This window comes from Candidatus Methylacidiphilales bacterium, from assembly GCA_033875315.1.
Lineage (GTDB): Bacteria > Verrucomicrobiota > Verrucomicrobiia > Methylacidiphilales > CAZTYG01 > JANRJG01.
Genome location: JANRJG010000032.1, coordinates 58,305 through 71,630, shown reverse-complemented (window position 1 = coordinate 71,630; position 13,326 = coordinate 58,305). Strand labels below are relative to the sequence as shown.

General features: G+C 59.0%; 12 protein-coding genes. All 12 read left to right on the top strand.

The window, feature by feature from the left end:
- The first annotated feature begins 157 nt into the window (after nt 1-157).
- The 12 genes from SFU85_09825 to SFU85_09770 all read left to right on the top strand — a co-directional run bounded on the left by SFU85_09825 (nt 158) and on the right by SFU85_09770 (nt 13,326).
- Nucleotides 158-577 carry a hypothetical protein gene (locus tag SFU85_09825; protein ID MDX6767078.1) on the top strand — a complete coding sequence of 140 codons (420 nt, stop codon included), beginning with the start codon at nt 158-160 and terminating at the stop codon, nt 575-577.
- A gap of 4 nt (nt 578-581) precedes the next feature.
- Entirely contained in the window at nt 582-1,424 is an 843-nt protein-coding gene (locus SFU85_09820; GenBank protein ID MDX6767077.1) for a protein phosphatase 2C domain-containing protein, read from the top strand.
- Nucleotides 1,425-1,704: 280 nt separating this feature from the next.
- On the top strand, nt 1,705-3,069 hold the full coding sequence (dnaA, locus tag SFU85_09815) for a chromosomal replication initiator protein DnaA (GenBank protein MDX6767076.1): 1,365 nt from the start codon (nt 1,705-1,707) through the stop codon (nt 3,067-3,069).
- A gap of 284 nt (nt 3,070-3,353) precedes the next feature.
- On the top strand, nt 3,354-4,448 hold the full coding sequence (dnaN, locus tag SFU85_09810; GenBank protein ID MDX6767075.1) for a DNA polymerase III subunit beta: 1,095 nt from the start codon (nt 3,354-3,356) through the stop codon (nt 4,446-4,448).
- Nucleotides 4,449-4,940: 492 nt separating this feature from the next.
- Nucleotides 4,941-6,374, top strand: coding sequence for a class I SAM-dependent DNA methyltransferase (locus tag SFU85_09805; GenBank protein ID MDX6767074.1), 1,434 nt, complete (start codon nt 4,941-4,943; stop codon nt 6,372-6,374).
- A 48-nt stretch (nt 6,375-6,422) separates the two neighbouring features.
- Nucleotides 6,423-7,268: a hypothetical protein gene (locus tag SFU85_09800; protein ID MDX6767073.1), complete on the top strand. Its 846-nt coding sequence runs from the start codon at nt 6,423-6,425 to the stop codon at nt 7,266-7,268.
- Between the two features lie 3 nt (nt 7,269-7,271).
- Nucleotides 7,272-9,071, top strand: a complete 1,800-nt coding sequence (locus tag SFU85_09795; protein ID MDX6767072.1) for a DUF262 domain-containing protein — start codon at nt 7,272-7,274, stop codon at nt 9,069-9,071.
- Entirely contained in the window at nt 9,068-10,471 is a 1,404-nt protein-coding gene (locus SFU85_09790; GenBank protein ID MDX6767071.1) for a restriction endonuclease subunit S, read from the top strand. The genes SFU85_09795 and SFU85_09790 overlap by 4 nt, the downstream gene beginning before the upstream one ends.
- On the top strand, nt 10,468-11,253 hold the full coding sequence (locus tag SFU85_09785) for a hypothetical protein (GenBank protein MDX6767070.1): 786 nt from the start codon (nt 10,468-10,470) through the stop codon (nt 11,251-11,253). Before SFU85_09790 ends, SFU85_09785 begins: the two co-directional genes overlap by 4 nt.
- Nucleotides 11,250-11,447, top strand: coding sequence for a hypothetical protein (locus SFU85_09780; GenBank protein ID MDX6767069.1), 198 nt, complete (start codon nt 11,250-11,252; stop codon nt 11,445-11,447). Before SFU85_09785 ends, SFU85_09780 begins: the two co-directional genes overlap by 4 nt.
- Complete coding sequence (locus SFU85_09775) at nt 11,444-12,394, top strand: DUF4268 domain-containing protein (protein MDX6767068.1); 951 nt, start codon at nt 11,444-11,446, stop codon at nt 12,392-12,394. The genes SFU85_09780 and SFU85_09775 overlap by 4 nt, the downstream gene beginning before the upstream one ends.
- The gene (locus SFU85_09770) at nt 12,391-13,326 is read left to right on the top strand and encodes a phospholipase D family protein (GenBank protein ID MDX6767067.1); all 936 of its coding nucleotides are present in this window, start codon (nt 12,391-12,393) and stop codon (nt 13,324-13,326) included. The genes SFU85_09775 and SFU85_09770 overlap by 4 nt, the downstream gene beginning before the upstream one ends.

The following is a 13,326-nucleotide window of genomic DNA, read 5'->3' as shown; positions in this document are numbered from 1 at the left end:
CTCATGGGTTACCACGCCCGCCCTTGGACGTCAAATGAAGCAGGTCTGGTGCCATTATCCGCCGATTTGTGCGTCGTCTCCTTCCCCACCGGCCCGCCGTTTACCGGCAGGTGGACTTTTGATTGCCGCAGGGCACTTCCTTGAAGAGCATGGGGGAATGGAACAGGTCAAGGATACCCGGCGCGCGCTGGTGCGCATTGGTTACGATGGCCGGGTCTGCAAAACTTTCCGCGGCCACCAGGCGGCCGAGCGCTTTGCCAACGAAGTCCGGGTCCTCCGCCACTTGGAATCCCGTGGATGCGGCTTCGTTCCTCGTATCCTGGATTCCGATCCGGCCCAGCTTTTCCTGGTCACCACCAATTGCGGCCGCCGGGTCGAACACCTGAGCGAGACCAAGCGGGCGGCGCTCTTTGCCGAACTGGAGACCTACGGCGTTCGCCATGAGGATCCGGAGACCCGCAATGTCACCTACCGCCAAAGTGACGGGCGCTTCTGCCTGATTGATTTCGAATTCGCGACCATTCTCGACGATCCTACCCATGTTTCCCCCAAACCGATGCCGGCAATGCCGACCTAAGACGATGAACCCCAGCGCCTCCGAAACCCCCCTTTCCCTGACTTGGTCCGCCATCACCCATACGGGAAAAGTCCGTTCCAACAACGAGGACTCCTTTCTTGGCCTGGCCCTGGACGCTGAGGGCGTGGCCTACTTGGGAAAAGAGGGACAAGGAAACTTCGGCCTGAGGGATTATGTCTTCGCCGTGAGTGATGGCATGGGGGGCGCCCGTGCCGGGGAATTCGCCAGCCGCATCACGGTGGAAAAAGTCACCAGACTCCTCCCCCGCGGCTTCCGCGCCGCCGCCGCCGGACAGGAAGTGGGTTTCACCGACCTTTACCAGGAATTGTTCGGCGAGATCCACCGTGCGTTGGATTACCTGGGTTCGCAATACGAGGAATGTCGCGGCATGGGGGCGACCCTGAGCCTGGCCTGGTTTTCGCCCAGGCGGATGCGTTTCAGCCACCTGGGAGACAGCCGGATCTACTTCCTGCCGGCGGAGGGGGGTATCCAGCAGATCACCCACGACCACACCCACATCGGCTGGCAACGCCGCAACGACAAAATCACCGAGCGCGAGGCCCGCTCCCACCCGGGGAAAAACTCCCTCCAAAAGGCCCTCGGCGCCGGACACCAGTTCATCGAACCCCAGACCGGCGCGTTGGATTGGAAGGCGGGCGATCTCTTCCTGCTCTGCACCGATGGATTGATCGACGGACTCTGGGACCGCCAGATTGAACGGCTTTTGCGCGAACCCGATGAACAGGAACGCCTCCTTCCCCCGGCGCTCCGCCTTCAGCAACGGGCCCTCGACAATTCCGGCCGCGACAACATCACCGCCCTGGTCATCGAAGCCACGGCCGGATGATCAAAGAAAATGGGCCCGTCCTCCTTTCACGATCAAGGGGGAGACCGGAAAAAGGGTTCCACTCGAATAAATAAATATTTTTCCGTTCCCGGTGTGCCTTGGGTCTCACCTAACTTGTTATTTAATCTAATCACCCTCCTTGTGGAAGCAGCATTCATGCGGTTTCAGGGCAGATTGCGAAGAAGGCCCGAGCGTCAAGCGCGTTGAAACAAGAATGCATGGGCGGGTCTTTTTTCTCTTGTCGTCTTTTTTCCTTGGCCTCTAATTGACCTCCCACGTTATGCAAGAACACCTCGGCACCCATGAACCCTCCGCCCTCTGGGAGAAGGTGTTTGCCGAACTCCAGAAGTTGATCTCGCCTGACGCCTGCCGCCGCTGGTTCCAGCCCGTCCGCCCCCTCAACTATGAGCCCGGCCTGCTTTCTTTGGGCGTGGAGAACACCATTTACCAATACTGGATCGAGGAAAACTACCTCCCGCAACTCCGGGACTGCCTCCACCTGATCACCGGCCGCGAGACCCGCGTCGCCTTCGAACTGGTCGGCACCCCGGGCCGGACGACCGCCCCGGTGGCCACCGAGGAAGTGGATGAACCCACCACCAAGGCTCCGGTCCGCACGGAACTGATCCCGCGTTATCTTTTTTCCTCTTTCGTCGAAGGAGCCGGCAACCAGTTTGCCCGCGCCGCGGCTTCGGCCGTGGCCGAGTCCCCGGCCCGAACCTACAACCCCCTCCTCATCCATGGCGCCGTCGGTCTGGGCAAGACCCACCTCATGCACGCCATCGGCCACCGCATTCTGGAAAAAAACGCCAAGGCCCGCGTCGTCTACGTCACTTCCGAGCAGTTCACCAACGAGTTTGTTTCCGCCATCCAGCACGGGGAACTGGTCAAATTCCGGCGCCGCTTCCGCCAGGCCGATGTTCTCTTCATCGACGACATCCAATTCTTCGGCGGCAAGGAACGCTCCCAGGAGGAGTTCTTCCACACCTTCAACGCCCTGTTCGATGGCAACAAGCAGATCGTGCTTTCCAGCGATGCCCCGCCTTCCGATATCAAGAACCTCGAGCAGCGCCTGGTCTCGCGTTTCGAATGGGGGCTGACGGCCGAACTCCAACCCCCGGACATCGAGACCCGCCTGGCCATCCTCCGCTCCAAAGCCGCCAAGCTGGAAGTCAAACTCGGGGATAGCATCCTTCTTTTCATTGCCGAAAACATCAAGGCCAACATCCGCCGCCTGGAGGGCGCCCTCAACCGCGTGGCCGCCTGGGCCGCCCTGAACGAACGCAAGATCACCCAAGCCCAGGTCGAGGACCTGCTCAAAGACTTCATCCAACAGGAAACCCGCCAGCAGATCACCATCGAGCTCATCCAGCGCCGCGTGGCCGAAAACTTCGATCTGCGCATGAATGACATGACCAGCAAGCGGCGCCCGAACAACATCGCCATCCCCCGCATGGTCGCCATGTATCTGGCCCGCAAAAAAACCGGCAAATCCCTGCAGGAAATCGGCGAATGCTTCGGTGGTCGGGACCACGGCACCGTCCTCCATGCCTGCCGCACCATCGAGGCCCGCATGGAAAAAGACGCCCACCTCAAACAACAGGTGCAATTCCTCATCCAAAAGCTGGAATCCAACCCGGTTTGACCGCGTTTTCTATCTTCTTCTGGCCACGGGCTTTCCAAGCCCCCTCCTGCTTCCGCACTTTTCCTGTGCCCAGTATCCTGCCAATAACTTGGGCAGATCCGCCGATATCTCCCCTCCCTTTTGTCCACGAGCCGACAAGTGCCGATACCTGCAGGGTCATTCACAAGGTTTTTTCCGGGTCAACCTATTGATAGCATTTGACTTGCGGCTGGACACATGGATTATTTACCCACTTATTACTACTGATTTTCTTTCTCTCTTAATTACTTAATACAGTGTATCCCATGAAGATCGTTATCCATCGCGACAAGTTCCTTGAAGGCCTGCAAATCGTCCAGAGCGTGGTCAGTTCCCGCACCACCCTTCCCGTCCTCAGCAACGTCCTCCTCCGCGCCGAAAACGGAACCCTCACGCTCTCCACCACCGATCTCGACACCGGCATCCGCACCAGCGTCGAAGCCGAAGTGGAAAAAGCCGGTGCCGCCACGCTCCCGGCGCGCCGCCTCCTCAGCATCATCCGCGAACTTCCCGCCACGGAAATCACCCTCGATATCGACAACAAGAACGCCGCCAGCATCAAGGCCGGTTCCAGCTTCTTCAAAATCATGGGTCTCCCCGAGGAAGACTTCCCCCCCTTCCCCAAAACCGAAGGGGCCCGCCTCTTCAAATTGGCCCAGAAGGATTTCCGGGAAATGCTCCGCAAGACCAACTACGCCATGTCCACGGACGAATCCCGCTATGTCCTCAATGGCGCTCTTCTCAGCCTCAAGGACCGCAAGCTCATCGTCGTCGCCACCGATGGACGCCGCCTCGCCCTCGTCGAACAGGAAATGGAATTCCCCAAGGCGAATGAGATCGACGTCATCCTCCCGACCAAGGCCGTCAACGAACTCCTGCGCACGCTCGGTGCCGAGGGCGATGTGGAAATCGCCATCGCCGAGAACCAGATCGCCTTTTCCATCGGCAACACCTACCTCATCTCGAAACTGATCGAGGGCAATTACCCGAACTACAAGCAGGTCATCCCCAGCGAGACCAAGGAACGCATCACCCTCGAGCGCGAACTGTTCCTGACCTCGATCAAGCGCGTGGCCCTGCTCTCCAGTGAGAAGTCAAACTCGGTCAAACTCAACTTCTCCAAGAACGGCATCGAGATCACCGCCAACACCCCCGACGTGGGCGAGGCCCGTGAATCCATCTCCGTTCCTTACAAGGGAAAAGAGTTCAGCATTGCTTTCAATCCGGAATACCTCGGTGATCCGCTCCGCAATCTGGACAGCGACCTAGTGCACTTTGACTTCACGGACGAGCTCAGTCCCGGCGTCATCCGCCACGACAAGCCCTTCCTCTACGTCATCATGCCCATGCGCACCGCCTGAGGCCCCGGCGGGCGCGTTGCACATCTCAAGAAATACAGTCCCCAAGGGACCGTATTTGGTTGAAAATACAGGTGTGACAGTATTTGGTTGAATGGCAGGACAGCTTTTCCCCGGACTTTCTATAAGTAACTACTGGCGAGTGGGATAGGAAGAATTCCCGAAAATCCAGACTCAACCGAAGTCCATGAGGGCTCCGGAAACCTGCCCCGGACATCCCAAACAGGCCGGATCGCATCCGTTCAAGCGGCGCGACCCCATTCGGGGCAGAAGCGAGCCATTCCTAGCGGGATCAACCGCGTCGATGGTCCAAACGGAGACTAGCCAGGGTCCATCCCTGTCCCTACCGTTTCACTAAGTTCTTCCCATGCCGATTACTGTTTCCGAAAGCTTTCCTTTTCGCCCCAGTCGCAGTCACGGCCCCTGCGCGACGTTTCTTGCCAGTATTTCCGGCCTACTTCTTCACTCACCCGCTTTCTACTAGGAAAACAGCACATGGACTCCGCCCAACTCAACTGGCTCACCAACTTCATCTGGAACATCGCCGACGATGTCCTCCGCGACGTTTACGTCCGCGGCAAATACCGCGACGTCATCCTGCCCATGACCGTCCTGCGTCGCCTCGATGCAGTGCTGGAGCCGACCAAGGCCGCCGTGCTCGAAATGAAGGCTGCCCTCGACAAGGAAGGCGTCACCAACCAGGACGACGCCTTGCGCTCCGCCTCGGGCCAAGCCTTCTACAACACCTCGCCCTTCCTCCTGCGCGACCTCAAGTCCCGCGCCACCCAGCAGAAGCTCAAGGACGACTTCGAGGCCTACCTCGACGGCTTTTCGCCGAACGTGCAGGACATCCTGAACAACTTCTCCTTCCGCAACCAGATCCCGAAGCTCTCCAAGGCCGACGCCCTCGGCATGCTCATCGAGAAGTTCCTCGATAAGGACATCAACCTCAGCCCGCACCCCGTCGGCGAGATGCCTGGCCTCGACAACCACAGCATGGGCACGATGTTTGAGGAACTCGTCCGCCGCTTCAACGAGGAGAACAACGAGGAAGCAGGCGAACACTGGACGCCCCGCGACGCCGTCCGGCTCATGGCCAACCTCATGTTCCTGCCCGTGGCCGACCGTATCGAGAGCGGCACGTATCTCCTCTACGACTGCGCCTGCGGCACGGGCGGCATGTTGACTGTCGCCGAGGAAACCCTCCAGCAGATCGCCAAGTCGCGCGGCAAGCAGATCGCTACCCACCTCTACGGTCAGGAAATCAGCGACGAGACCTACGCCATCTGCAAGGCCGACATGCTCCTCAAGGGCGACGGCGACGCGGCGGACAACATCGTCGGCGGCTCGGAGCACAGCACCCTGTCCAACGACGCCTTCCGCGGACGCGAGTTCGACTTCATGCTCGCCAATCCGCCCTATGGCAAAAGCTGGAAGGCCGACCTCGAACGCATGGGTGGCAAGAAGGACCTCAAAGACCCGCGCTTCGTCATCCAGCACGCCGGCGAGTCCGACTACTCCCTCCTCACCCGTAGCAGCGACGGCCAGATGCTCTTCCTCGCCAACATGCTGGCGAAGATGAAGCACGACACCCCGCTCGGCAGCCGCATCGCCGAGGTCCACAACGGCTCGTCACTCTTCACCGGCGACGCCGGCCAGGGCGAGAGCAACATCCGCCGCTGGATCATCGAGAGCGACTGGCTGGAAGCGATCGTCGCCCTCCCGCTGAACCTCTTCTACAACACCGGCATCGCCACCTATGTCTGGGTGCTCTCCAACCGTAAGCCCGAGCACCGCCGCGGCCGGGTCCAGCTCATCGACGCCACCCCATGGTTTCGCCCGCTGCGCAAAAACATGGGCAAGAAGAACTGCGAACTCGCCCCCGAACACATCCAGCAAATCTGCGACACCTTCCTCGCGTTCCAGTAAACCCCGCAGTCGAAAATCTTCCCCAACGCCGCCTTCGGCTATTGGAAGGTGAAGGTCGAGCGCCCGCTCCGCCTCCGCAGCCAGCTCACCCGCCAGCGCATCGAGGCCCTCCGCTTCGCCTCCGGCGACGAGGAAATCCGCGCCGCGCTCTACGAACAGCTCGGCGACGATCTCTTCGAGAAACCGGCCGCCGTCCGCGATGAACTCGCCAAGCTCGTGGACAACTGGGGTCAGGACGACGCCGGCGACGACGAGGAAAACGGCGAAGGCGGCGGCAAGAAAGGCCTGCCCGAGAAGACCAAGAAGAAGCTCCTCGATCCCGACACTTGGAAACGCGACGCCGCGCTCGTCGAGACAGCGGAGAAACTCCGCGCCGCGCTGGGCGACGGACTCTTCCAGGACCACAACGTCTTCCTCGAACAGGTGGATGCCGCCCTAAAGAAGCTCGGCATGAAAATCTCCGCCTCCGACCTCAAGCCCATCATCAACGCCGTGAGCTGGCGCGACGAAGCCGCCCCGCCCGTCATCAAGAAAGTCCACAAACCCGGCAAAGCCCAGCCCGATCCGCTGCGCGGCCTGTATGAAGCCAAGGTCGCGGGCAAGGCTGCCCTCGTCGAATACGAGCCCGACAGCGAACTGCGCGACTTCGAACAAATCCCGCTGCTGGAGGAAGGCGGCATCGAAGCCTTCATCCGCCGCGAAGTCCTGCCCTACACGCCCGATGCCTGGATCGTCGAGGCCGACACCAAGATCGGCTACGAAGTCAGCTTCACCCGCCACTTCTACCAGCCGCCGCAACTCCGCACCCTTGCCGAGATCAGCGCCGATATCCTCAAGCTCGAACAGGAAACCGAGGGCCTGCTCAGCGAAATCACGAAAGGAGTGCAAGCCTAAGCCATGTCCACCCAGCGCTACTCCGTCACCCCGCATCCCATCGAAACGCTGCTCACATGGGTCAAATCCCGCGAGATTGCCATTCCCGAGATCCAGCGCCCCTTCGTCTGGGAGCCGACCAAGGTCCGTAACCTCCTCGATTCGCTCTACCAGGGCTATCCCGTGGGCTACCTCATTGCGTGGCGCAACCCGACGGTGAAGCTCAAGGACGGCAGCCATTCGGCGGGCAAGCGCATCCTCATCGACGGACAGCAGCGAGTCACCGCGCTCATGGCGGCTCTCCTCGGCCAGGAAGTGCTGACGAAGGACTATGAGACCGTCCGCATCCGCATCGCCTTCCATCCCGTCGAGGAGAAGTTCGAGGTCAACAACCCCGCCATCAGCAAGAACGCCGCGTGGATTCCCGATGTGGCCGAGCTTTTCTCTCCGGAGGTCAAACTTCTCCAACTCACCAAAAGATACTGCGAGGCCAACCCCGGTGTGGATGCCGACGTTCTGTTCTCCACTCTCGAAAAGCTGCGCAAGATCATCAACAACCACGTCGGCATCATCGATCTCGCCGAGGATCTCGACATCGAGACCGTGACCGAGATTTTCATCCGGGTGAACTCCGCCGGGGCGTCTCTCAGCCAGGCCGACTTCGCTATGTCCAAGATCGCCGCGAACGAAACCTACGGCGGCAACCTCCTGCGCAAAGCTATCGACTACTTCTGCCATCTTGCCGTCGCGCCCGAGTTTCATGCCCGCATCAAAAATGGCGATGCCGCCTTCGCCGCCTCCGAGTTTTACCCAAAGCTCGCGTGGCTGGCCGAGGTGAACGACGACCTCTACGACCCGGCCTACACCGACATGCTTCGGGTCGCCTTCACCTCAGAATTCGGCCGGGGCAAGCTCCAGGACCTCGTCGCCCTCCTCTCCGGCCGTAATTTCGAGACCAAGCAATACGAAGACGCCATCGCCGAGCAATCCTTCGCCAAGCTCAAGACCGGCATCCTCAATTTCATGAGCAAGACGCACTACGACCGTCTTGTCATGACGCTCCGCTCCGCCGGCTTCGTGAACAGCAGCCTCATCGGGGGCCAGAACGGCGTGAACTTCGCCTATATTATCTACCTCCGCGGTCGCGCCGAGGGCATGCCCGCCGCCGATCTTGAGCGGCTCGTCCGCCGCTGGTATGTCATGAGTGTTCTGACCGGACGCTACGCGGGCAACCCCGAGTCGAATTTCGACTTCGACATCCGCCAGATCGAGGCGCGCGGCCTCGCCTCCTACGCCAACGCCGTCATCGAAGCGGAACTCAGCGACAGCTATTGGCAAAACCTCCTGCCCCAGGAGATGGAGACCTCCTCCTCGACCAGCCCTTACTTCCATGCCTTCCGCGCCGCCCAGGCCAAGCTCGGCGACAAGGGCTTTCTCTCGCGCGACATCACTGTGCGCGACCTCCTGCTCAACCGCACCGACGTGCACCACGTCTATCCCAAGGATTGGCTCAAACGGGAACACGACCTCTCCAAAGGGCGCTACAACCAGATCGCCAATTTCGTCCTCGCCCAGAGCGAGATCAACATCGCCATCAGCAACACCTCGCCGCACATCTACTTTGCCGAACTGGCGGAGCAGGTCCGGGGGGGAACGGTCAAATACGGCGGGATCACCGATGAGGCCGAGCTTCGCGCCAACCTCCGCGAGAATTGCCTGCCCGAGACCCTCCTGGATGGCGACATTCCGGAATACGACGCCTTCCTCGAAACCCGTCGCCACCTCATGGCGCAAAAACTCAAGACCTGGTTCAGCACGCTATGATCGAGGGACTCCAGCCGTATTCGGAATACAACGAGTCGGAGCAGAAATGGCTCGGACGGATTCCGGCCCATTGGTCGCTGCTCCCGAACCGTGCGCTGTTTGAGGAAGTCAAAGACCGCAATCATCCCAACGAAGAGATGCTGTCCGTGACCATCACGCGAGGAATCATCCAGCAGAAAGCACTGCTCACCGACACGTCCAAGAAGGACAGCTCGAACGTCAACAAGGGCGCTTACAAACTCGTTCAACCCGGCGACATCGCCTACAACAAGATGCGCGCTTGGCAGGGAGCGGTTGGCGCATCCAGCTTTCGCGGCATCATCAGTCCAGCCTACGTTGTGATGCGACCCCGCAAGGACTGCACGCCTTGGTATTACCATCACCTCTACCGGACACCTTCTTTTGCCAAAGAAGCCGAGCGTTGGTCCTACGGCATCACGTCCGACATGTGGAGTCTCCGACCGGAGCATTTCAAAGTCATATACTCCGTTCAGCCTCCCCCCGACGAACAAGCGGCCATTGTGCGGTTTCTGGAGCATGCGAACCAGAAGATCGACGGGTTCATCCGGGCGAAGCGGAAGCTGATCGGGCTGCTGAACGAGCAGAAGCAGGCCATCATCCACCGCGCCGTCACCCGCGGCCTCGATCCCCACGCCACACTCAAACCCTCCGGCATCCCCTGGCTCGGCGACATCCCGCAAGAATGGACTCCGCAGCGCCTGAAAAACGTCTGCCGCATTCGAGGGGGATATGCGTTCAAGACGGATTCGTTCAGAGATGCAGGCGTTCCCGTCATTCGCATGAGCAACCTGCGCCGGGGACGTCTCGATCTAGCCGACGCGGTTCGCATCGCGCCGGCAGATTGCGTCGCTGGATTTGAACTCAAGGAAGGCGATGTGCTCTATGGGCTGTCGGGCAGCATTGGCGAAACGGGAAGCCTTGGAAACTTCGCCGTCGTCCGGGCGGGCGACATGCCCGCGCAGCTCAATCAGCGTGTAGCTCGATTTCGACCAGAAGAGCGTGAACTGCTCGTCCGGTTTCTTGTGTTCATGCTCCAAACCTCCGTTTTCTACGATCAAGTGCTGGCGGACACCACAGGAACGGCGCAATTTAATGTGAGCACGAACGATGTCGGAAGGGTCACGTTCGCGCTGCCATCCACAGCACAGCAAACGGAAATCTGCGATTGGTTGGATACGGAGTTGAGCAGACCCAACGAGCTAATCGCCCGGACGGAGCGAGAAATCGCGCTGATGCAGGAATACCGGACGCGGCTGACGGCGGACGTGGTGACGGGCAAGCTGGACGTCCGCCCCGCCGCCGCCCACCTGCCCGATTCGACCCCCGAAACCGCCACCGAAGCGCCAGACGAAAACGAAAGGGAAGAAAACGAACCATGAGCACCAAGAACGTTGGAACGCGGTTTTTGGACGCCTTTGCTCAAGTGGGTAATCTCCAAACGCAAACAAGTCAGGCGAAGGCGCTCGGCGTTACTCAGCCAACCATCAGCAACTGGAAGAAGGGCGGAACACCAAGGGAAAGCAACTTCATTCGGGCGTTTCATTACTTCCTGAATCTCGGCATCAAGCAAGGCAGGAAGAAGGAGGTCGGCAAACTGATAGGAGCTGTATCATTCGTCGAAGGCACGAGTAATCAAACAAAGCTGGCGGCTGCGGCTGGCGTCAAGCAGGCTACCATCAGCAATTGGAAAAGCGGCGCAGCTTTCCCAACCAAAAACAACATCGCCAAACTTCTGCGTCAGCGGTCCAGACTGAAGGTCCGGATTTTGACAGAGATGTTTTCCATTAAACCCGTTTCAGCAGGCGCAACCTGGCGGATTCACGCAGACCCTGCGAAGCGCAAAAAGTTGCAGGATCTCCTGACGGGAAAGCATGGCATCTACGTATTCTATGATTCCCGCGGGATAGCTACATACGTAGGGATGGCGCAAAAATTGGATTTTTTTACCGAGATTGAGCAGCGGCTGAAGCAGGCAAAGCTACGGGGCAAGCACTACGTGGATGGTTTGCAGCCAAAGACAAATGTGTGCCAAGGCCAAGTAGTGTGCCGAATGAGTGCCTATGAAGTGCCGGACCTTCAATCGATAAGGCCGTTGGAAGCATTTGCGATCCGCGCCTTCATGAATGGCATCTTGAATCGCCGACGGGAGAGCCTGAAATGAGAACGACTGATGTCACCCGGACGGAGCGAGAAATCGCGCTGATGCAGGAATACCGAACGCGGCTGACGGCGGACGTGGTGACGGGCAAGCTGGACGTCCGCCCCGCCGCAGCCAAACTCCCCGACCTCACCCCCTCCACCCCCGAACCTGCTGGTGAAGATCCGCTAGACGAACCCGAGGAGATCGAAGCATGACAAAGACCCCTATTGGAAAGCTTGAACGTGTGGACTTGCGGGAAGTCTGGAAGCATGAGGCGCATAACTTCACCCAATGGCTGGAGAACAACATCGGCGTCCTCAACGACGCACTCGATCTCAACCTTGTGAATGTGGACCGTGAGCAGGCCGCCGGCTCATTCAGTATTGACCTTGTGGCGGAGGACGAAGGCGGCGGCACGGTCATCATCGAAAACCAGCTCGAAAAGAGTAATCACGATCATCTCGGAAAGCTCATCACCTACCTCACGGCCATGAGCGCCAAGGCGGCCATCTGGATTGTTTCTGACCCGCGTCCGGAACACGTGGCCGCCATCACCTGGCTCAATGAATCCAGCAGTGCCGCGTTCTACATGGTCAAAGTGGAAGCCGTGCGCATTGGTGATTCGCCGCCAGCGCCCCTGTTCACGCTGATTGTCGGCCCGTCCGAGGAAACTCAAAGCGTCGGGCAGGCGAAAAAGGAAATCGCGGAACGCTACGGCATCCGCAAGCGATGGTGGTCCACATTGATCGAACGCTCCGGCAAGGTGAACAAGCTCCATGCACATATCACGCCCGGCGAGTATGCCTGGATCGGCGCGAGTTCCGGCTTGCGCGGTCTGAATCTCAACTACGTGGTGACGCAGGATTGGCGCGGAGCGGAGCTATACATTGATCGTGGCAAAGATTCCGAGGACGAGAATAAGTTTATCTTTGACCAACTTGCTGCGCACAAATCGGAGATCGAGGACGCTTTCGGAGGCGAACTGAGCTGGGAGCGACTGGATGGCAAGCGCGCCTGCCGCATCCGCATCGGATTATCTGACGGCGGCTACCGAACTGCGGAGGAAAAGTGGCCAGCATTGCAAGATGAAATCATCAAGGCAATGGACCGCCTGGAGAAATCTCTTCGTCCATACTTGAGCCAGCTGAAATTAAAAGGATGAGTGCGAATTTCATAGCCGGGGATGTGTGGCCACAACTCACAAAAGCTGCACGTTCCACTCAGCAACGCTGCGCTGTGGCTGTGGCCTATTTTGGCAAGGGCGCAAGCCGCCTGCTCCCACTCCCGAAAGGCAGCATTCTCGTGGTGAACGCCAGTGAATCAGCCGTGAAATCGGGACAGACCTGCCCGGCAGACCTGTTAGCAATGAGCAAACGGGGTGTGCGCGTTTACAGCGTGGCCAACTTGCATGCCAAAGTCTTTGTTTTGGGCCGGGTTGTCTATGTCGGCTCGGCGAATGTGTCGAGGCACTCGGCTCAGCAACTTTTTGAAGCTGTAATCCGCACTATGGATGCTGAAGTGTTGTCTTCCGCAAAGCAGTTTATCCAGCAGAGCTGCAGTGACCCATTGTCACGCGATTACCTGCGGCAACTCCAGGCTCTTTACCGCCCGCCTTTTCTCAGCAGCAAAAAGGTTGCAGCTCCGACACATCGATCCTTGCGCCGCAGTGTTTCCCGGTGCTTTCTGGCCCAGTTGGAACGAATATCACTTCCGAACAAGGAGCTTCAGCCAATTTTGAAAGGTCGCAGAGCGGTTAAAAAACAAATGCGGCATCCCCGAAGTAGCAGACTTCAGTGGTTCATGGACGATGCAAGGAGCGTTTACCGCTTTGGCGACTTGATCATCCAAGCGGTGCATCATGAATCAGGAAAAGTTCTTTTTGTGCCGCCAGCGCGGGTCTTGAAGCTTATGCCGGCAATCAGGGAAGGGGGTAGAGCCACAGCAATCTACCTTGAGACCCCGCCGCAAAAGGGCAGAATGCTTGAAACACTGGTAAAGAAGCTAGGGCATGGCTCAAAGAAAAAACTACTGACCGAAGGTTTGCTTCGGGACTATACATTCCGGGAAGCGTTGCTGCGAATTTGGAGCGATTAA

Excerpts from the sequence above, each read along its gene's own strand:
- SFU85_09825 (MDX6767078.1), top strand. The coding sequence starts at position 158 with ATGGAACAGGTCAAGGATACCCGGCGCGCGCTGGTGCGCATTGGTTAC.
- SFU85_09820 (MDX6767077.1), top strand. The coding sequence starts at position 582 with ATGAACCCCAGCGCCTCCGAAACCCCCCTTTCCCTGACTTGGTCCGCC.
- dnaA (MDX6767076.1), top strand. The coding sequence starts at position 1,705 with ATGCAAGAACACCTCGGCACCCATGAACCCTCCGCCCTCTGGGAGAAG.
- dnaN (MDX6767075.1), top strand. The coding sequence starts at position 3,354 with ATGAAGATCGTTATCCATCGCGACAAGTTCCTTGAAGGCCTGCAAATC.
- SFU85_09805 (MDX6767074.1), top strand. The coding sequence starts at position 4,941 with ATGGACTCCGCCCAACTCAACTGGCTCACCAACTTCATCTGGAACATC.
- SFU85_09795 (MDX6767072.1), top strand. The coding sequence starts at position 7,272 with ATGTCCACCCAGCGCTACTCCGTCACCCCGCATCCCATCGAAACGCTG.
- SFU85_09790 (MDX6767071.1), top strand. The coding sequence starts at position 9,068 with ATGATCGAGGGACTCCAGCCGTATTCGGAATACAACGAGTCGGAGCAG.
- SFU85_09785 (MDX6767070.1), top strand. The coding sequence starts at position 10,468 with ATGAGCACCAAGAACGTTGGAACGCGGTTTTTGGACGCCTTTGCTCAA.
- SFU85_09780 (MDX6767069.1), top strand. The coding sequence starts at position 11,250 with ATGAGAACGACTGATGTCACCCGGACGGAGCGAGAAATCGCGCTGATG.
- SFU85_09775 (MDX6767068.1), top strand. The coding sequence starts at position 11,444 with ATGACAAAGACCCCTATTGGAAAGCTTGAACGTGTGGACTTGCGGGAA.
- SFU85_09770 (MDX6767067.1), top strand. The coding sequence starts at position 12,391 with ATGAGTGCGAATTTCATAGCCGGGGATGTGTGGCCACAACTCACAAAA.